The organism is Mycobacterium sp. EPa45 (genome assembly GCF_001021385.1).
Taxonomy (GTDB): Bacteria; Actinomycetota; Actinomycetes; order Mycobacteriales; family Mycobacteriaceae; genus Mycobacterium.
The window spans coordinates 182,681-203,138 of record NZ_CP011773.1 but is presented as its reverse complement, the minus strand read 5'-3'; the positions used below and the strand labels follow the sequence as shown (position 1 = coordinate 203,138).

Genomic DNA, 20,458 nt, shown 5'->3' with positions numbered 1-20,458 from the left:
AGGACGGCGCAGCGTCATGCAAAGTGACAGCGCGAAGCGGTAACTTTTCGCCATGCCGATTCGTCGTCTCTGACATGAGCGATCGTCTTGCCGGCCTGCTGCAGGCCCACCGCCCGTACCTGATCAATCTGGCCTACCAGATGGTCGGCGACATCGGTGATGCGGAAGACGTTGTGCAGGAGGCCTTCCTACGGCTGTCACAGTCGGAGCTCGATGGCATCGACGATCCGCGCGGCTGGCTCACCGTGGTGAGCAGCCGACTCTGCCTCGATCACGTGCGCTCAGCGCGGCACCGGCGGGTGACCACCGCCGAGCCCGACCTCTTGGAACGAACACCGCTGCTGCACAGTGCCATGCCTGACCCCGGCGACCGGGTCACCCTCGACGACGAGGTGCACAATGCGCTGTTCGAGGTACTGGGCCGGCTCAGTCCGCCGGAGCGGGTGGCGTTCGTGCTGCACGACGTCTTCGGTGTGCCGTTCGACGAGATCGCCGATACCGTCGGCCGCCCGACGGCGACGTGCCGTCAGTTGGCGCGGCGGGCGCGGGCCAAGATCCACGCCGCCGCACCCGCCACCGCCGCGGTCGACGACACCGAACATCATCTGGTCACCGAACGGTTCATCGCGGCCTGCGCCGGCGGAGACCTGGCCGCCCTGACCGAGGTGCTGGCGCCCGACGTATGGGGCGTCGGCACGATCCTCGCCGACCCGGCGCCGCCGGCACAGGTGAACCGCGGCCGGCTGGCCGTCGGCACGAATCTGCTGCGCTACCTCACCGGCGCGACGCTCGTCACCGGTCCGGTCGGGCGTCCGGTCGTGCTGGCGTTCAGCGACCGGCGTTTATTCGCCGTCGTCGTCCTCACGATCCACGACGGCCAGATCGCCAAGCTCGAGGCAACCGCCGACCCGTCCGCGCGCTGACCGTGGGCGCCGGGTTCTGGCGGACGGGATCTTCCGCGGCCGTTCGGGCGTTGGTGAGGTATGTCGATACCGCCGTACGAGCCACCGAAGTCTCCCGGATCGCCCAACCCCGGCAACATGCTGCTGTGCCCGAAGTGCTCGGGAGTGATGCGCACATACGAACGTAATGGCGTCCACCTCGAACAATGTGACAGCTGCCGGGGCATCTTCCTGGATTTCGGCGAGCTGGAGGCCCTGACTCAGCTCGAGAACCGCTTCACCGCCGCCCCGCCACCGCAGCCCGGTTACGGGTCCGGCCACGGCTACGGCCCGGCCTGGGGCAATCACGGTAACCACCGCTACCGCAAGGGCGGATTCGGCCGGCTGTTCTTCTCCAGCTAGTCGTGCGCCATCCGCGCGCAGGCCGCGACCAACTGCTCCTGGGTTTCATCAGGGTCGCGACGCGCGCCTGATGCCGCGGCCTGGACGACGGCAGCCCGGGCCACCGGCTCCAGAACCGGCCACGGATCACCACCGGCCGGCACCGCCGGCCCACCAGCCGTCCGATAGGCAGCCACAAAGGCATGCCAGTCGTCGTCCGGAAGCAAGCCCGCGGCCCAGAACCCGGCAGGCCGGGCCAGATCCCACGCCGGATCGCCGACGCCCAGATCGTCGACGTCGATCAGCCGCCACCGCGCGGCGGGCCGACGGCCCAGTTGCCCGAGATGGAAATCGCCGTGCACGAGCGTGTTGGGTCTGCCGGGCGACCACGGCCGCCGGGCGGGGTCGGGCAACCGGGCCGCAGCCCGACCGATGACCGACGCCGCTCCCGCCGGCAGCGCCGCGACGGACCGCACGGTGCGCGCCGCGGCGCCATGCGGGATCACCGCCTCGTGCGCAGTGCGATGTAGTTGCGCGAGCAGGCGCGCCGCGTCACTCCACGGCAGCCCTTCCGGCCGCACCGGGACGGTCTCGACCCGCGGCCATCTGGTGCACCAGCGGCGGCCTGCCCCGCCGTCAACCGGCTGCGGTTCGGTGTCCAACGGCGCCAACAGGCAACCGTCGGCGTCCCCGCCGAGCTGCGTCGCGATCCGCAACCGCACCCTCAGCGCCTCGGGGTCCGTGCCGAGCCGGTGCACCTTGATGACGACGTCCCCGTCGACGATGATGTCCGCGCCTGAGGTCGTGCGCATTCCTCACTCCGTCAGCCGACGGCTGAGCCCGCTGGCCCGTGCGGCCCGGCGGCCCACCGCGGCGCGCAGCTGCTCGGCCGAGCCCACCACCCGGACCTTGGTCTTGGCCCGGGTGACCGCGGTGTACAACAGCTCCCGGCTGAGCAGTCGCGAATCCGTCGGTGGCAGAAGCACAGTCACCTCTGCGACCTGACTTCCCTGGCTCTTGTGGATGGTCATCGCATGCATGGTCTCGATATCGGCCAGTCGGCTGGTCGCGAACTCGGACGGCCCGTCCGCACCGGCCATCACCGCCCGCAGCACCCCGTCGCGCAGCACGGTCACTCCCACGTCACCGTTGTACAGCCGCAGCCCGTAGTCGTTGGCGGTGACCAACACCGGTCGGCCCGCGTACCACGAGGCCCACTGTGGTGCATCTGTCTCCTCGGCCAGCCACCGCTCGACCTGACGGTTCCAGTAGGCGACCCCGTGCGGCCCGCGCCGGTGCGCGCACAGCAGCCGGTGCTGCTCGAGCGCGTCCAGTGCCGCCGGCCCGTTGCCGAGTACCGCCGCCTCACGCAGCCGGATCGCGGGTGGAACCAGAACCCGGCGTAGGGCTTCGGCGGGTTCTTCGGTGTCGATCCATTCGATGTGCTCACCGCCGGCATTCAGGATGTCGATGGCGCGGTTGGCATCACCTATTCGGATCGCCAGCGCCAGCGCACCGATCGAGGCGCCGAATCGGTGCGGAGTGATCAGCTTGGCCACCGGCGTATCGCCGCGCGCGCTGAGCCCCTCCACCAGATCGGCCAATACCGCACCGGCTTCCACCGAGGCCAGCTGGTCGGGATCGCCGACCAGCAACAGCCGGGACTCCGGGCGGACGGCCTCGACCAGGCGCGCCATCATTGTCAACGAGACCATCGACGTCTCGTCGACGACGATCACGTCGTGCGGCAGCCGATTCTCCCGGTGATGCCGGAACCGTGCCGACGTCCTGGGCAACGGACCCAGCAGGCGGTGCAGCGTGGTGGCACGCAGTCCCTGCAGACGGGTGCGATCGGCGGGCTCCAGCTTGTCGACCTCGGCCTGGACCGCCTCCTGCAGTCGGGCGGCGGCCTTGCCGGTCGGAGCGGCCAGCGCGATGCGCAACGGCGGCTTGGCCTCCAACTCGGCCTGCTCGGCCAGCAGCGCCAGCAGCCGGGCCACGGTGGTGGTCTTCCCGGTGCCCGGCCCGCCGGTCAGCACAGTCAGGCCCTGGGACAGCGCGACCTCGGCAACCCGCCGCTGTTCGTCGTAACCGGTCGGGAAAAGCCTTGCGATGTCCGGCAATTGCCGCTGCGGCCGGTCCGCCGCCAACGCCAGCACGTCGGTGGCGACCTGACGTTCTTCGAGCCAGTACCGATCGAAGTACAGGAGGTCTTCGTCGAGGTGCAGCACGGCCGGCGAGCTCAGCAGCGGGCTGGCCGCGACTGCGGCGAGCCAGGCTCCCGGCTCCGGCCACGGCAGGTCTTCGATCTCGACCTGCTCGGGTACCGCCGAGAGTTGCACGCACACCGACCCGCCGCGCACCGCGCGCACCACGAACGCGATCGCCAATGCCACCAGCTCGTCGGGCTCTTTACCCAGTGCCGTCAAGCGCTGGGCGACAAGCACATCGGACGCCTCGATGGCACCGGCTTCGTTGAAGACCCGCAGCATGCCGGTGGCGTCAGCGCACAGCCGCCAATCCGCCGCGTCAGTCACCTCGATGGTCATGCCGCCACCTGTCGCCCATCGAGCAGATCGGACACCGCCACCACCAACTCCGCGGGTGGCCGCCAGCTGAACACCCCGGCGGGATGCCCGTCGGATAGGGGCGTATCCGGGCCACACATGCCGCGGACAAACAGATACAGCACGCCACCAAGGTGGCGGCCGGGGTCGTAGGCGGGCTGGCGCCACCTCAGGAACCGGTGCAGCACAACGCTATACAGCAACGCCTGCAGCGGATAGTCGGAATGCAGCATCGCTTCGGCCATCCGCGCGCGGTCATAGTCGCCGGCGTGCAGCGGCCGATCGGCCTCCCCCAGCCAGTTGGTCTTGTAGTCGACGACCAGGTAGCGGTGCCCCGCTCCGTCGGGTATCCGCAGCACCGCGTCGACGGATCCGGACAGGTAGCCGCGCAACGACTGTGCTCCGAGCGCGCCGCCACTGAGCCGGTCGATATACGGCGCCAGCGGGTCATCGGCGGGCAGATGCTGCCGAAGCAGGCGGCCGACGTCGGCCAGCCGGATCTCGGACCGCACCCCCGCCAGGTCACCGCCGGCCAGCGGGAACTCGAAGTCCATCTCGCACAATCGGTCCTGCAACCCGATCTGGCGCAACGTCAGGCCGCCGGCCAATGGACCCAGCGGCGTGTCGTGCATCGGTACCAGGGCCGCCGCCAGCTCCGGGGCATCGACGTCCACCGGCCACCACACCGAGTGCCGGTCGATCTGGGCCTGCAGCTCAGCCGCGAGGTCGGCGGAGAACGGGTCGGCGGTCTCGAGCACCGCGTGCACCAGGCTGCCGAACGTCGCGCCGGTCGGCAGGTCGGCCATCGGCGACGGCAGGTCAGCCCCCGCCGGCGGTGTACTCACCGCGATGTCAGCGACCTCGTCGTCGAGCTGGATCACCTCCGGCTCGCTGGTCACACCAGTGGTCTCCGCAGCGCGGATCAATGCGGAATACGAGGTGCGCCGCCAGGTGGTGTCGATGCTGCGGTGAAAGTGCCTGACGCCGAGGTCGTCTCGCGGCTGCGGGCCGGCCAGCTCAGCCACCGGGGCGATGATCGACTCTTCCAGGACCGGCCCCCCGGCGGTCTCCCACTCCCTCAGCAGCGCCATCGCATCGGCGTCGTCGATCCGCTCGGGATCGCAGCGGTCCGGGACCGTGCTCTGTCCCGGACGCCGCCCCCGCAGCAGGCGCGACAGGCCGCCGTTGGGTTCATCCCAGGAGGGCGCCCACCACGTCACCACCTGCGACTGCGCCCGAGTCATCGCGACGTAGGTCAGTCGGGTCTCCTCACCCGCGGACTCCTGTCGGCCGAGCCGCTGGGCGGTCGCCAATTCGGCGCTCTGGTCGCCGCCGACATGCAGGCAGCGTCTTCCTTCGTCGTGGAACCGGACGAGATCCTCGTTGCGCACATAGCGATTGAAGGCCAACGGCAGGTAGACGATCGGGAACTGGAGCCCCTTGCTGACCCACACCGTCATGATCTGCACCGCGGCCGCGTCGCTGTCGAGGCGGCGGTTACGCTCGGGGGCGCCGCTGCGCTCGTCGCGCTGGGTACGCAGCCAGTCACGTAACGCGGTGAGGCTGAAGCGTTCCCGATGCGCGACGTCGTGCAGAAGCTGGGTGACGTGCGCAAGGTCGGTCATGTTGCGCTCGCCGCCGGCCCAGGACAGTACCCGGCGGCCCATTCCGGCCAGCTGCGCCGCCTCGAACACCGCCGCCACCCCGGCTTCGCGCGCATGGTCGGCCCACTGCCGCAGGGTATCCGCGATCCGATCGGTCAGCTCGTCGCCGCCGTCGGCGAGGTCTTCGGCGGTCTTGCCGAAGAACATCGTGGTGGCCGCCGCACGGACCAGCCCGGGCCGGTGCAGCTGGTCGAAGGCTTCCAGCAGAGTCAGCCAGTCGTCGGCGGCCTGAGATTTCAACACATCGGTGTCACCGGTGTAGACGGCGGGCACGCCGGCAGCCACCAGAGCGTCGAAGCATGCCCTGGCGTCGGCGTGGCTTTCGGTGATGACCGCGATGTGATGGGCTTGCAATGCCTCACCGCAGAACGTGGCCTCGCTCGCCAACAATGCTGCGATGTCGGCCGCCAGATCAGCGGCGATGTGCGGGCGCAGCGCGTCCATCCGGATGGTTCGGGTCCCCTTCTGCCCGAAGCTTTCTCGGCGGACAACTCGCAGGCGAAATGGGTCGTTGTGCGGCGCACCCGCCAGGCGGTGGCCGTCGTGGCGGGCCCGGACCGGGAGGACCTTGATATCGGGATCGCCGAGTTCGGCGCCGCCGAGCACCTTCTGCAAGCGGTCGACCAAGACGGAGTCGCTGCGCCAGTTCACCCCGAGCGTGCGGCGCTGCCCCGCGGTTTTGGCCGCATGCAGATAGGTGAAGATGTCGCCGCCGCGGAAGGCATAGATCGCCTGTTTGGGATCACCGATGAGGATCAGTGTCGACTGCCCGTTGAAGGCGCGCTCGATCACCTGCCACTGCACCGGGTCGGTGTCCTGGAACTCGTCGACCATGACCACCGACCAGCGTTGGTGCATGCGGGTCGCGGCCGCCGAATCGGCCGATTCCAGCGCATCGGCCAGTCGGCCGAGCAGGTCGTCGTAGCTCAGGATGCCGCGCCGCCGCTTGCGCCGATCCAGTTCGGCGAGAACATTATTGGCGAACTCGACTCGCACCGCGGGTGGCGAGCCGGCAGCCGGGTCCAGCGGCCGCAGTTCAGTGCACGGATTGGCGACGACCTCGCGGGCGAGCTTGAGTGCCTCCCCGCGACTGATCGGGGGCGGCTCGCGGTCCTGCCCGAAATGCGCCAGATAGAGGTCGTCGACGATCTCCGCGACGAGGTCGTCCAGACTTTCTGCCAGCGTCACGTGAGAATCGGTATCCCCGGCGACACCAAGGGATTTGAGTACCAGATGGCAGAATTGGTGGGTGGTTGCGATCGTCGCGGCGTCGAAGCCGGCCAGCGCGTCGCGCAGCCGCCGCCTGCGGTCGGCCAGCTCGGTCGCCTCCCCCGTGGTCAGTGCGGCCAGGACATCGTTGCGCTGCGCGCACTCCGGGTCATCGAATGCGCGCAAAGCATCCTGAAGTGCGTGGCGAACCCGCTCCCGCAGCTCCTGGGTGGCCGCGCGGCTGAACGTGATCAGCAGCATCTGGTCCAGCCTGGCGCGGCCCTCGGCGACATAGCGTGTCACCAGGCTTGCAAGAGTGAACGTCTTGCCGGTCCCGGCGCTGGCCTCGAGCACCGTCGTCGAGCCGTGTTCGGGCAACGGCCCCAGCAGATCGAACTGCTCCATCACGCACCGTCCTCGGCGCGCAGCAGCGGTGCCCACAGGCGCGCCGCGTAGGCGCCCAGCCTGGTTGCCTCGCCCGGTGCTTCCTCACCGGGTTTGGGCTCCGTCAGCAGCACGTCCAGATCCGGCTCCCGGCCCCAGACTCGTTCGACGGCGCGGTCGTCGCGTTCGTACCGCCACTTCTTCCAGGCCTCGCTGCGGGGGTCCTGGCCGCTGATCCGCGCCACAGCCCAGGCGTGAGAGGTCTTGATGGGCAGCGGAATCGGCTCGCGCCGGCCGGCGTCATAAATCGCGACCAGATCCCGCAACAGAGCGACGGGATCCTCATGCGGTGGCCCCAGCACGCGCTCGGCCACCCCGCGCCGCCGCTGCCGGCCGATGCACACCCCAGACCACTGCCCCGGATACGCGGCGCACAGGGCCAGCATCGGAATCCAGGCCCGCAGCAGATGCGGGGCGTCGAGCTTGGAGAACGTCACCTCCAGCAGCAGGTTGCCGAAAACGCCCGAGACGGTGCCGGTGAGGCGACGGCCGCCGCCCAGGTCGACGTCGACGTCGTAGGCTTGCGGACTACCGGTCCGATGGATCAGCGCCGCCCGCGCCAATTCTTCTGCCTGGTCTCGTAATTCACTGGCCGTTCGCCAACCCAGTCGCCCGGGCGGCAGCGCGCCCCGGCGCCACTCCGCCTGCCCGGCACGCTCGGGGTCCATGCCGGCCAGCATGTCGGTGAGCAACCGCTGGCCGACGGTCCACTGCTGCAGATTGTCGATCTCGACCGGCATGGCGTCCTCGACACCCTCGACATCCCACGGCAACGTCACGTCGAGTGCGGTGAAGAAACCCCTGACCGGGTTGGCGAAGAACTTCGACAGATCAGCCAGCGTCACATCGTCGGGGCCGGGTGCCGGCAGCGGACGCGCCAGCAGGTCGGGTTGTTCGGGGCGCTGACCGCCTGCGATTGATGCGGCCGCCAGCGCGCTCGAATCGAAGGTGAACGGTTCCCCGGGCACGCCGAGCGCACCACGCGTGACATTCCGAATATCGAAGGGCTGCAACGGGTGCCGGATCAGAACCGCATCGCGCACCGGCGCCTCGGTCGTGCGGTCCAGCGCGTCGAGGAGTTCGGCCAGCGGGACCGCTGGCGGACGCGGTTGGCCGGAGTACTCGTTGGCGCCCGTATAGGTGACCACCAACTTGTCGGTGGCGGCGCAGATCGCGTCCAGCAGCAGCTGGCGGTCTTCGGACCGGATGTCACGCTCGCCGGTCCGTGGATCGCGGGCCAGTGCGTCGTCCCCGTCGACCGCCCCGATTCGGGGAAAGACGGTGTCATCCAAGCCGACCAGGCAGACCACCCGGTGCGGCACCGAACGCATCGGCACCATCGTGCAGACCGTCAGTGTGCCGGTGCGGAAGTTCGCTCGCGTCGGCCGACCCGACAGGTGCCGGCCCAGGAGGGCGGTGATGTCCGGCAGCCGCAGGCCGATATCACCGCGCTGTCCGGCCAAGGCGAGCACGTCGCCGAACTCACGCTGGAGCTGGCTCGTCTGCCAGCCGTCGTCCCCACCGGTCAGCGTCAGCAGGTCGACGCCGTCCTGTAATGCGGTCAGCCACTGAGCCAACGGCCGCACGCCGCGCAGCGAGTCGACGGTCCGCTGTAGGCGGCCCACATACTCGGCGAGCCGCCCCGCCAGCTCCACGCTGTTACTGCCGACGTCGTCGAGCGGCAGGGTGACGCCCAGCCAGTCCTTCGAGTCGTCGGACATGGCGACCCCGGCCAACACGCGGTCCAGGCCGAACCGCCAGGTGTTCTGGATGAACGGGATTCCGAAGGGGGCGCGGTGTTCGGCGTCGAAGCCCCAGCGGATGTTGGCCTGCTGAACCCAGCGGGTGACGGTCTCCAGGTCATCATCGGTGAACGCAAAGCGCGCCCGCACCGGCTCGAGGCGGGCGAAGTCGAGCACCTCGGTCGCGGTGACGCGGCTGCCGGCCAGCGTCAGCAGCTTGGCCGCCACACCGAGTAGCGGGTTGGTCTGGATCAGGGCACGGTCGGCCAGCCGCACCCGCAACTGGTGGGCGGGATGCGCACCGGGCACCACGTCACCGAGGCCGAAGTCCGCGACGATCAGCGGGGCGTAGGTCTCGATGTCCGGGCACATCACCAGGATGTCGCGGGGTTCCAGGGTGCGGTCCTCGGCGAGTAGACCCAGCAGGACCTCGCGCAGCACATCGACCTGGCGGGCCGGTCCGTGGCAGCTGTGCACCTGGACCGAGCGATCGTCGGCATACGCACGACCCTGCGGCCGTACGGCATTGGCCGCGATGTCGGATTGCAGCCAGCCCAGCAGCGTCTCCGGGAGACGGCCGGCGCCCAGGAACTCGTCGGTGGCCGGCGACGCGGGCAGGCTGCGCTGGAGTTCCCGGACATCGCGGCCGAGCGTGGCCAGCAGCGGATGGACGGCGAGCCGGTGGCTGGTGTCGTCGCTGCGCGTTACGACGCCGCGCACATCGCTCAACGCCGTCCACAATGCGGCGCTGGGATGCGGCAACCACAGATGCACCTCGTGGTGCTCAGCCAGCGCGCCGACCAATTCGATCTCGGTGCTCGGCAACCGGGTGTGCCCGAACAATGACAGCCTTGCCGGCAGGTCCGCCCCCGACTCACGCAGGCGAGCAAGGGTTTTCGCATGCCGCTCGGGTGGTGCATCGATGCCCATCGCGGCAACCAGGGCCCGCCACAGATGCGGCTGCCAGTGCAGGTCGGCGTCCAAACCGCCGGGCTCACCGGCCAGCCAATCGAGCAAAACCTGCGGACGCTGCCGGGCATAGGAGGCGAAGAGCCCGGCGAGCCTGCGGGCCACGGCGTAGCGCCGACCCTGCCGCAACTCCTTCTCCTCGCCGGCCACGAAGCGCCCGAGGTGCGCGGCCAGGGTTCGGCACCACGGCTCGTCGAGGCTGGCGTCGATGACGGTGAGCAGCGGCCACGTCATCGCGTCGGCCGACCAGGGGTCGTCGTCGCCGGTGCCCGCGATCTCACTGATCAACGACGCCGGCGACCGGAACGCCACCCCCGCGCAGACGCCCCCGACAGCCTCCCCACCGCCGAGGATGTGCGACAACCGCTGACTGAGCCACCGTTCCACTCCGCGGGCCGGCACCACGACCAGTTCCTCGGCGAATGGGTCGGGTTGCGGGACGGCCAGCAGCGCACCGAGGCCGTCGGCGAGCAAGTCCGTTCGCTCGGCGCGGTGCAGGTGCAGGGCCATCGGCAATACCGTAGCCGCGGCGGCGGACATCGCGACGGCTTGTGGGTCCGGCGCGTGCTGGCGCTGCACCCGGCGCTGCGTCCAGACCATTGACGCCTCCGCTGGTTTTGTCCAGCGCTTGTACAGAGCAAAGACGTTTTCGACGCCATTTTCGGCGAAATGCGTGACTTGTGGCGCCCCGTCAGCAAAGCTGTGTTCCTTCGTGGAGGGAAGGGCAGAGCAATGAATGCTGCGGCATGTCGTATCGGGAATGCGGCCAACGCCACTGCCGGCCGGCACCGTCGCCGCCGCCGGACGCAGCCGTACGGCTGGCTGGGTGCCGGGGCGCTCAGCCTGAGTGTCGGCGCGGCTCTGGCGACCGGTTCGGGCGTCGCACATGCCGATACTGCACCCGCCACCGGTGGCTCGTCGTCGGATAGCGTGGCTGGCGGAACCTCCGCGGGCAAGGCACCCGGCGGTCACACCGGTCGGCAGTCGGGGCCGAAACCCGGCACACCCGATGGTCGCAAGTCGGGGACCAAGGCAGTCAGGCAGGCGAGTGCGCTAACTGCTACACCCGCGAAGCCGTCGGCATCCAGCAACGAGATTGCAGCGGCAACCGCATCTCGCGGCTCCTACTCGTCGGGGACGGTGAGCAACGCCGCCGCGTCATCGACACCCAATCTTGCAGCGTCAACGACCGAGACGACGGCGAGCAAGCTGGTGTCCACGTTCGCGCCGCCGAGCCTCGTGCACATCCCCGCGTCCCTCCCGACGCCGGCGCAGGTGCTGCGCGCCCTGGGCATGGCCCCGATCGCTCCATCACTACCGGCCGGCAACCCGATCCAGGACCTGTTGTCGGGCCTGTACCGGCAGATCGAATCGCTGCTCGCGACACCCCAGTCGGCCGGAAAGTCGGCCGCACTCAGCGCGACAACGACGACGTCGACGCCGAGCGTCACGTACGGCGTGGTCAGCGACTGGGGTTCGGGCCACACCGCCAACGTGACCGTGACTGCAGGTAGCGCGACGCTGAACGGTTGGACGGTCGAGTTCGACTCATCCGCCCAGATCTCGAACATCTGGAACGGCCAGATCGCCAGCCACGTCGGCACCCACTACGTCATCACCAACATGGCGTACAACGGCACCGTTGCCGCCGGGCAGAGCACCCCATTCGGCTACCAAGCCACCCCCGGTGCGCTCGCATCGACACCCACCAACCTCAAGGTCAACGGCGTCGGGGTCAGCACCCCACCGACCACTCCCACCATTTCGATCGCCGACACCACCCTCGCCGAGGGCAACTCCGGCTCCGGTAACGCCACCTTCACGCTCACCCTGTCCAAGGCCGCCGCCGCGCCCGTCACGGTCGCCTACACCACTGTCAACGGCACCGCCACCGCCGGCGCCGACTACACCGCCGCCGCCGGAACCGTGACCTTCGCCGCGGGCCAGACCTCCCAAACGGTCACCGTGAAGGTCAGCGGCGACACCGCGGTCGAGACCGACGAATCGTTCACCGTCACGCTGTCCAACCCGAGCGGGGCCACCATCTCCCGCGGCACCGCCACGGCCACCATCACCAACGACGACGTCGCGACGAACCCGGGCATCAATTCGGTGACCTACAAGGTGGTAGACGACTGGGGTTCGGGCCACACCGCGAACATCACGCTGACCGCAGGCCAGAATCTCAACGGCTGGACGGTCGAATTCGACTCGCCCGCACAGATTGTCGGTCTTTGGAACGGCCAGATCACCAGCCACTTGGGCAACCACTACGTCATCAGCAACATGCCCTACAACGGCACCGTCGCATCCGGACAGAGCGCCACGTTCGGCTACCAAGCCACCCCCGGCGCCGTTGGTTCGGCACCGACCAATCTCACGGTCAACGGCGTCGCGGTCAGCACCCCACCGACCACACCCAGCATCTCGATCGCCGATACTACTGTCGCCGAGGGCAACAGCGGCACAGCCAACGCCACGTTCACCGTCACCCTGTCTCAGGCATCCACCGCACCCGTCACGGTGGGCTACTCCACCGCCAATGGCACCGCCACCGCGGGAACGGACTTCACCAGCACTGCAGGCACTCTCACCTTCAACCCCGGCGTGACCTCCCAGACGGTCATCGTCAAGATCACCGGCGACACCGCGGTCGAGGCAGCCGAGACCTTCACCGTCGCGCTGTCCAACCCGTCCGGCGCGACGCTCTCCCACGGCACCGCGATCGGCACGATCACCAACGACGATGTCGCAACGACGCCGGGGCTCAGTATCTCCGACGCGTCGGCGACCGAACCGGGTTCGACCGGTATCGCCGCGGGCTTCCTGCACACCTCGGGCAACCAGATCCTGGATTCACAGGGCAAGCCCGTACAGATCTCCGGTGTCAACTGGTTCGGCGCGGAAGGCACCAACGGGGTGCCGGACGGTCTATGGACACGCAACTACAAAGACATGATCGATCAGATGTCGGCCCAGGGGTTCAACACCATTCGCATCCCCTACTCCAGCGAGATGTTGCACACCACCTCAGCGCCGTCGGGCATCAACTACGCCCTGAACCCCGACCTTCAGGGGCTCTCCCGTATTCAGGTGCTGGATCAGATCATCGCCTACGCCGGCCAGGACGGAATGCGGGTCATCCTCGACCATCACCGCAGCACAGCCGGCGCGGGGACGAGCGAGAACGGTCTCTGGTACAACAGCCAGTACTCCGAAGACCAGTGGGTCGCGGACTGGCAGACCCTGGCGACCCGCTACAAGAACAACCCGACCGTCATCGGTTTCGATCTCCACAACGAGCCGTACAACGGGACCTGGGGCGGCGGCGGCACGAACGACTGGGCCCGTGCCGCAGAGCGTGCCGGAAACGCTGTCCTGCAGTCGAATCCGAACCTGCTGATTTTCGTCGAGGGCGTGGGAACTTACCAGGGACAGAGCTACTGGTGGGGCGGCAACCTGATGGGGGTCAAGGACCGGCCGATCGTGCTCAACGTGCCCAACCGGGTCGTCTACTCCCCCCACGATTATCCGAACTCCGTCTATCCCCAAACCTGGTTCCAGTCCAGCAATTTCGGCACCAATCTGCCCAACGTGTTCCGCCAGGCCTGGGGCTACATCTACGAAAACAACATCGCGCCAATCTATGTCGGTGAATTCGGCACGAAATTGCAGGACCCCAAAGATGCCGTGTGGCTCGAAGCGCTCACCTCGTACTTGTCGGGCGACTTCGACAACAACGGGACGATCGACATCCCGTCGGGTACTGAAGACATGAGCTGGACGTTCTGGTCGTGGAATCCGAATTCCGGTGACACCGGCGGCATTCTGGCCGATGACTGGAGGACCATCAACGCAAACAAGATGGTCTACCTGACGCCGATCGAGTTCAGCGGAGGAAGCGGCACCTCCTTGGCGTCGTTCGTCGTGACATTGGCCGCCCCGTCCACCCAGTCGGTGACGGTGCAGTACGCGACGTCCAACGGCACGGCGACGGCGGGCCTCGACTACATCTCCGTGGCGGGCACTCTCACGTTTGCCCCGGGCGAAACCCAGAAGATCATCACGGTCCCCGTGAAGAGCGATTCTCTGGTGGAAGGCAACGAGACCTTCTCGATCCTGTTGTCCAGTCCGGTTGGCGCGACGATCAGCGACGGGTCGGGCACCGGCACGATCCTCAACCGCAGTGTTGCCTAGCCTGCCGTAGCTCGCAGTCGCAATGGCGTTGCGTTCGGGGACCATCCGCACATTGAGTGGGAACTCTCGCAGCCAAAGTGCGAGTACGCCCGCGCATGGTTTCTCAATGAACGAGAGCTACACCAGCAATCCCTCAGCTCACCAGTCGAGCGATCGAACGCATCGGAATGTTCAGCCAGTTGGGCCGGTGCCGCGCCTCGTAACCGGCTTCGTAGACCGCCTTGTCCAGCTCGTAAGCCGACAGCACCGTCGCGTGATCACGCGGGTCGATGCCGGATTCGGCGGCGTACCCCGCGCAGAAGGACGCGCAATTGCGGTCGACCCAATCCGCCACCCGGGTCGCCAGTTGCGGGTCGGGGGTCTGATCCACCAGTTGTTGAAATGCAGCGTATTCGAACGAGCGCAGCATGCCGGCGACATCGCGCATGGCCGAGTCAGGCTTGCGCCGCTCCTCCACCGGCTGCCCGGGCTCACCTTCGAAGTCGATCAACAGCCAACCGTCTGCGGTCCGCAGCACCTGACCCAGATGCAGGTCGCCGTGGACGCGCTGCACAGTCACCGGCTCGTCAGCCAGTTTGGCGTAACGCTCCTCGACCGCGGGCCGGTACTCGGCTAGCTCCGGTACCGCCGACGCGGCGGCTGTCAGCCGCTCCCGCATCACGTCGACGGGCAGCACATCGGTCGAGGTTCCTAGTTCCTGAGCCAGCGTCGCGTGCACCGACGCCACCGCCTCGCCCAACCGGTAGGCCTCCGCGGCGAAATCCTCGCCTGCGGCACCGGTCGTCAGACCACGCGTGCTCGCGGTGGCCATGTCCCAGCCCTCGGCGGAGTTCGCCGCAAACGACGTCACCATCCCCAACGGACAGGGCTGACCGTCCATCGTCGTTTCGAACGAGCCCAGCAACCGGGCCACATGCCGATTCTTGGCACGCCCCAGCACCCGGTTCAATTCGATATCCGGGTTGATCCCGGCGGCGACGCGGCGGAACAACTTGAAGATCGCCTGATCGGCAAACACCACGCTGGTATTGCTCTGTTCAGCCTTCGAGACTCGCGGTGTGACCTCGAGGGGCAGCGTCACATCGGGCTCCTTGGTGAACGTAACGCTCCCGATCGTGGCGCCCGAGTCGATCAGCGACAGCAGGAACTGGGCCGATGACGGATCGTGTAGGCCATCGAAGGCACCGTCATCGATCTTCGCGCCGTTGCTAGATGGGGGAGCCGAATCCCATTGCACCACAACCTGATAGCGTTCGGCCGATCCATTGGTGTAGGCGACGTCGACCAGCATCAGGTCGAGCTTCGGCCGTAACGGCACCACTTCGGCGGTGTGCGCCGACGTCAATGTTCGGCTGCGACCGGCGTACCACCGTTGGGTCGGCAGCCACTCGCTCCAGGGCAGGTTCACCGGTGAGCTCATTGCTTCTCCTCGGACGGGCGCATCTAGGTTCCACTACCCCACACCACCCGAACCGAACCGTCCCCAGGTCAGTCCCGAACGCGAACGACGACCTTGCCCTTGGCGGTGCGATTCTCCAGCGAGGCGACGGCGGCGGCGGCCTGGTCGAGCGGGTACACCTCGGGCTGCGGTGCAGCCAGTTTGCCGGATGTCAGCAGCTCGGCCAGTCCGTCCCACTGTTCGGTCAGCGCCCCGGGATGCGTCATGGTCCAGGCGCCCCACCCGACCCCGACGACGTCGATGTTGTTGAGCAGCAGCCGATTGACCTTGACGGTGGGGATCTCGCCACCGGTGAAACCGACCACCAGCAGCCGCCCCGCCGGAGCCAGCGAGCGCAGCGAGTCGGTGAACCGGTCGCCGCCCACCGGATCCATCACGATGTCGACGCCTTTCCCACCGGTCAGCTCGGCGACCGCGTCCTTGAAGCCGTCGGCCAGCACGACGTCGGTGGCGCCGGCCGCCCGGGCGACGTCCGCCTTCTCCTCGCTGCTGACCACCGCGATCACCCTGCTGGCGCCCAGCGCGGGCGCCAGTCGCAATGTCGAGGTGCCGATACCGCCTGCGGCCCCGTGCACCAGCACCGACTCGCCCTTGGCCAGCCGCCCGCGCACGGTCAATGCGAAGTACACCGTCAGGTCGTTGAACAGCAGGCCCGCTCCGGCCTCGAAACTGACGTTGTCCGGCAGCGGGAACACCCGTTCCGGCGTGAGCACGACCGTCTCGGCCATCGCACCGGTGATCATCGTCAAACCGACCACCCGGTCACCGGCCTTGACTTGTGCGTCGGACGGGGCGGACCGCACGACGCCCGCGACCTCCGCACCGAGGGTGAACGGCAGCTCCGGCTTGTACTGATAGAGCCCGCGGGTGAGCAAGGCGTCCGGGAACGCCACCCCGGCCGCGTGAACGTCGACCAGGATTGCGCCCTCGTCGGCGGGTTCGTCGATCTCGACCAGCTGCACTGACTCCGGACCAGCCAGCTCAGTCACCCTTATCGCCCGCATTACACCTCTATCGCTCGTTCGGAAGATCGATGGCGAGCAGCTCGACCTGCAGTTCGCCCCTGGGCGTCGAGTAGGTGACGGTCTCACCGGCACGGCGCCCGAACAACGCTAGACCGAGCGGGCTGTCGGAGGTCAGCGTGGTGTCCTCTTCGCCGGCGGGCGTCTCCTCCAAGAAGTGGATGATCCGCATTCGCAACGGCTCGTCGCCCGGAAAGCGCAGGGTCACCTCCGTGCCGCTGGGCAATTGCCCAGGGGTGTCCGCATTTCCGCCGGCCAGCAGCCAGGTCAACCGGTTGATCTGCTCGTCGATGCCGGCCAGATCCTCGGACCGCTGCAGCGCATCGGCCGCGTCGCCACTGTCCCCGACGGTGTCGGCGCCACCCTGCAGTTCGGCGCGGAGCTGATCACGCCGTTGGCGCAGTTCGGCCAGCTCCTCTTCGATCCGGTCGCTTTCCTCACCAGTGAAATTCGTGTCCTGACCCATGCTCGACAACGTACCTGCGAGGTTGCGTCGAAGGTGCTGTCTTCTGCACAGCCGACCGTTTGGGCCGCGCCGCGATGGGTATCGGCATCGCACATGCATCCGAATCTCTCCGATGCTGCGCTGTTCCGCGGTGTCGATCCCGATGACGTGGCACAACTGTGCGATCGCCTGCGCAGATCGCACTATGTCGCCGGTCAACTCATCTTCGAGCAAGGCGAGCCCGGCGAACGGCTCTACATCGTGACCCGGGGCAAGGTGAAGATCGGCACGAGAGCCGACGACGGCCGGGAGAACCTGCTGTCCATCCTCGGCCCGTCGGATATGTTCGGCGAGCTGTCGGTACTCGACCCCGGTACCCGGATGTCCACTGCCAAGGCGTTGACCGACGTCACCGTGGTGTCAATGGACCGCACGCAGCTACAGGAGTGGATCGCGCCGCGCCCGCACGTCGCCGAACAGCTGATGCGGGTGCTGGCCCGACGGTTGCGGCGGATGACGACCAGCCGTAGCGATCTGGTGTTCACCGACGCACCCGGACGGGTGGCCAAGCTGTTGTTGCGATTGGGTCAGCGCTTCGGTGTCCAGCGCGACGGTTCGGTCCAGGTCGACCACGACCTGACCCAGGATGAAATCGCCCAGCTGGTCGGCTCATCGCGCGAGACCGTCAACAAGGTGCTCAGCGACTTCGCCGGCCGGGGCTGGATCAAGTTGAGCGGCAGGGGTTTACTGATCTCCGACACCGAACGGCTGGCCCGCCGGGCACACGTCTAGGCACCCGACGAGATCACCAACACCTCCGACTGCTCGACCCGGACGGCCACCCGATCGCCCTGCGACAGCGCGGCGGCATGGGCACTGGAACTCTGGGCGATCACCCGCGTCCCGTCGTCAAAAGTGCAGTGGATCAGCGAGATCGGGCCGAGGAAAGACACGGATGCGACGACGGCCGGGCCATGCGGGTCGGCGTCTATCCGCACCGACTCCGGCCGTACCAGCGCGGTGCCGCCGCCGGCCGACACCGAACCGCGCGCTACCGGCAACGAGGTTCCCAGGAGGTGGACGCGGCCGTCGGCAACGTGGACGTCGACTTTGTTGTTCAAGCCCACGAAATCGGCGACGAACGGGGTGGTCGGATGAGCGTAGACGTCGGAGGGCGGGGCGATCTGTTCCAGCCGGCCCTTGTTCATCACACCGACCCGGTCGGCGACGGCCAGTGCTTCCTCCTGGTCGTGGGTGACGAACAGCGTGGTGGTGCCGACTTCGATTTGCACGCGCCGGATTTCGTCGCGCAGCTGCGCGCGCACCTTGGCGTCGAGTGCGGACAGCGGCTCGTCCAGGAGCAGGACCCGCGGCTGGATGGCCAGGGCGCGGGCCAGCGCCACCCGCTGCTGCTGACCGCCGGAGAGCTGGCTCGCATACTTCTGCTTGTGCTCCGAAAGCCCCACCAGATCGAGCATCTCGGCGGCCTGCGCCGTGCGGTCGCCTTTGTTCTTGCCGCGCAGCTTGAGTCCGAAGGCGACGTTGTCGAGGACGGTCAGATGCGGGAACAGGCTGTAGGCCTGGAACACCATGCCCATGTCCCGCTTGTTGGGGGGCACGCCGGTGATATCGCTGCCGCCCACGGCGACGCACCCGGACGTCGGCTCATCCAGCCCGGCCAGAATGCGCAGCGCTGTGGTCTTGCCACAGCCCGAGGGACCGAGCAGGGCGACCATCTCACCGGGCTCGAGGTGCAGCGTCAGACCGTCGAGGGCACGCACCGCACCGTAAATCCTTGTCACATCTGTGAAGTCGACGGCAACGCCGGTCATGAGCGTTGCCTCGCGGCATGGGTTCGGCCGGTCACCAGCGAGAGGGTCAGCAGCAGAAGGAAACCGAAGACCAGGGTCGCCAGGGACGCCGCCACCGACGTCGGTCCGTCACTCTTGCCGATGGCAACGATGACCACCTGCAAATTCTGATATCCGCTCAACGAGGCGATGGTGTACTCGCCCAGCACAACCGCGATCGAGATGAACGCCGCCGACAGGATGCCCGGCCAGATGTTCGGCACCACGACCCGCAGAATTGTTGTGGTCCAGCCTGCACCGAGGGAACGAGCCGCTTCGGCAAGGGTTTTCAGGTCGATCGACAACAGGGCGCCATCGAGCGACCGGTAAGCGAAAGGCAGCACCAGCACCACGTAGACGAACGTCAGCGTCAGCGGCGATTCCCCGAGGAAGTACACCACCCACAGATAGACGTTGCGCAGGCCGACGACGATCACCAGCGCAGGGATGGTCAGTGGCAGCAAACAGAGGAACTCGACCAGACGCCTGCCCCAGGGCGCGCGCAGCCGCACCCAGATCATCGTCGGCACCAGGATGACCAGCATCAGCACTACGGTGAACGCCGCCAACAGCAGCGAGACGATGATCGCCTGATACAGCATCCCGTTCTGCACCAGGTTCTTCCAAGCCGCAAGGGTGCGTCCGCCGTGAATGAGGTTTCGCGTGCTGAAGTCGGCCATCGCATACAACGGGAACAGAAAGAACGCACCGAACAGCGTCAGGACCACCGCGCGCCCGACCCGATTCACTGCAGCCACCTCGACGTCCGCCGCATCAGTAGGTTGTAGGCGAGCATTACGACGGCCACCACGACCACCATCTCCAGCGCCAGCGCGTAGGCGACGCCGGACTGCCCCAGCACCACCTCGGAGGTCAATGCCGCACGGATGAGCAGCGGCAGGATCGGGCTGCCCTGGCTGACCAGTGCGGCGGCGGTGGCGTAGGCGGCAAAGGCGTTGGCGAACAACAACAGCGCCGACCCGAGGAAAGCCGGGGTGAGAAGCGGGAAGCCGATCTCGCGCCAGTAGGCCCACCGCGAAGCACCCAGGCTGACCGCGGCTGCGCGCCATTCCGATCGCAACCCCTCCAATGCCGGGGTGAAGACGATGACCATCAGCGGGATCTGAAAGTAGGTGTACACCAAGATCAGTCCGGGCATCGAATACAGCCAGCCATCACCGGCCAGGTTGAACCCGAAGCGGTCGGATACCCAAACGGTCAGCACGCCGTTGAGACCGATCGTCGCCAGGAACGCGAATGCCAAAGCCACACCGCCGAATTGGGCCAGCACACTGCACAGCGCCAACACCACCCGGCGCATCGGTGAGGTGGGCGCACTGGTGACGATCAGCCACGCCAACACCGAACCCAGGACCGCACCGATCGCCGCAGTGCTCGCCGAGAGCACCACGCTCTTACCGAGTGCGGCCAGCGCGGTACCGGAGAACAGCAGACCGATGCGCTGCAGCGAGAACACCCCGTCGCGAACGAACGCCGACACGATCACCGTCGCCGTGGGAATCAGCAAGAAGACCGTGACGAAGATGCCGAACGGAAGCAGCGGAAGCCCCTCGCGCACACGCCTTCCCGCGGCGGGAAATCCCACC

The 20,458-nt window shown here is 67.7% G+C and carries 14 protein-coding genes; 4 read left to right on the top strand and 10 right to left on the bottom strand.

Annotated features, from left to right (window positions below):
• Window positions 1-74 precede the first annotated feature (74 nt).
• Both sigI and AB431_RS00970 read left to right on the top strand, forming a co-directional pair.
• A complete protein-coding gene (sigI, locus tag AB431_RS00975) occupies window positions 75-923 on the top strand; it encodes an RNA polymerase sigma factor SigI (protein ID WP_047328367.1) in 849 nt (282 codons plus the stop codon).
• Window positions 924-983: 60 nt separating this feature from the next.
• Window positions 984-1,304, top strand: a complete 321-nt coding sequence (locus tag AB431_RS00970; RefSeq protein ID WP_047328366.1) for a zf-TFIIB domain-containing protein — start codon at window positions 984-986, stop codon at window positions 1,302-1,304.
• Here AB431_RS00970 and AB431_RS00965 read toward each other — a convergent pair.
• Genes AB431_RS00965 through recC form a run of 4 tightly spaced genes read right to left on the bottom strand, consistent with a single transcriptional unit; the run spans window position 1,301 to window position 10,388 of the window.
• Window positions 1,301-2,095 carry a phosphotransferase family protein gene (locus AB431_RS00965; protein ID WP_047328365.1) on the bottom strand — a complete coding sequence of 265 codons (795 nt, stop codon included), beginning with the start codon at window positions 2,093-2,095 and terminating at the stop codon, window positions 1,301-1,303. The two genes, AB431_RS00970 and AB431_RS00965, sit on opposite strands and share 4 nt — an antisense overlap.
• Window positions 2,096-2,098: 3 nt before the next feature.
• Window positions 2,099-3,832 carry an exodeoxyribonuclease V subunit alpha gene (gene recD, locus AB431_RS00960; RefSeq protein ID WP_082135502.1) on the bottom strand — a complete coding sequence of 578 codons (1,734 nt, stop codon included), beginning with the start codon at window positions 3,830-3,832 and terminating at the stop codon, window positions 2,099-2,101.
• The gene (gene recB / locus AB431_RS00955; RefSeq protein ID WP_047328364.1) at window positions 3,829-7,128 is read right to left on the bottom strand and encodes an exodeoxyribonuclease V subunit beta; all 3,300 of its coding nucleotides are present in this window, start codon (window positions 7,126-7,128) and stop codon (window positions 3,829-3,831) included. Before recB ends, recD begins: the two co-directional genes overlap by 4 nt.
• A complete protein-coding gene (gene recC / locus AB431_RS00950) occupies window positions 7,128-10,388 on the bottom strand; it encodes an exodeoxyribonuclease V subunit gamma (protein WP_047332944.1) in 3,261 nt (1,086 codons plus the stop codon). Before recC ends, recB begins: the two co-directional genes overlap by 1 nt.
• A gap of 222 nt (window positions 10,389-10,610) precedes the next feature.
• Between recC and AB431_RS00945 the strand changes: the two genes are divergently transcribed.
• A complete protein-coding gene (locus AB431_RS00945) occupies window positions 10,611-14,075 on the top strand; it encodes a Calx-beta domain-containing protein (protein ID WP_235435797.1) in 3,465 nt (1,154 codons plus the stop codon).
• A gap of 133 nt (window positions 14,076-14,208) precedes the next feature.
• Here the strand turns inward: AB431_RS00945 and AB431_RS00940 are convergent, their stop codons facing one another.
• From AB431_RS00940 to AB431_RS00930, 3 genes are all read right to left on the bottom strand, one after another.
• Complete coding sequence (locus tag AB431_RS00940) at window positions 14,209-15,483, bottom strand: phosphotransferase (protein WP_304413812.1); 1,275 nt, start codon at window positions 15,481-15,483, stop codon at window positions 14,209-14,211.
• Window positions 15,484-15,563: 80 nt separating this feature from the next.
• Window positions 15,564-16,538 (bottom strand): NADPH:quinone oxidoreductase family protein, encoded by a 975-nt coding sequence (locus AB431_RS00935; RefSeq protein ID WP_047328362.1) that lies wholly within the window; start codon window positions 16,536-16,538, stop codon window positions 15,564-15,566.
• A 7-nt stretch (window positions 16,539-16,545) separates the two neighbouring features.
• Complete coding sequence (locus AB431_RS00930) at window positions 16,546-17,022, bottom strand: GreA/GreB family elongation factor (RefSeq protein ID WP_047328361.1); 477 nt, start codon at window positions 17,020-17,022, stop codon at window positions 16,546-16,548.
• Window positions 17,023-17,115: 93 nt separating this feature from the next.
• On the opposite strand from AB431_RS00930, the gene AB431_RS00925 reads away from it, so the two are divergent.
• Complete coding sequence (locus AB431_RS00925; RefSeq protein WP_047328360.1) at window positions 17,116-17,793, top strand: Crp/Fnr family transcriptional regulator; 678 nt, start codon at window positions 17,116-17,118, stop codon at window positions 17,791-17,793.
• Here AB431_RS00925 and AB431_RS00920 read toward each other — a convergent pair.
• The 3 genes from AB431_RS00920 to AB431_RS00910 form a co-directional block, all read right to left on the bottom strand.
• Window positions 17,790-18,833 carry an ABC transporter ATP-binding protein gene (locus AB431_RS00920; protein WP_047328359.1) on the bottom strand — a complete coding sequence of 348 codons (1,044 nt, stop codon included), beginning with the start codon at window positions 18,831-18,833 and terminating at the stop codon, window positions 17,790-17,792. The genes AB431_RS00925 and AB431_RS00920 overlap by 4 nt on opposite strands.
• Window positions 18,830-19,531 carry an ABC transporter permease gene (locus AB431_RS00915; protein ID WP_369803104.1) on the bottom strand — a complete coding sequence of 234 codons (702 nt, stop codon included), beginning with the start codon at window positions 19,529-19,531 and terminating at the stop codon, window positions 18,830-18,832. Before AB431_RS00915 ends, AB431_RS00920 begins: the two co-directional genes overlap by 4 nt.
• A 65-nt stretch (window positions 19,532-19,596) precedes the next feature.
• Window positions 19,597-20,457: an ABC transporter permease subunit gene (locus tag AB431_RS00910; protein ID WP_047328357.1), complete on the bottom strand. Its 861-nt coding sequence runs from the start codon at window positions 20,455-20,457 to the stop codon at window positions 19,597-19,599.
• Between the last annotated feature and the right edge of the window lies 1 nt (window position 20,458).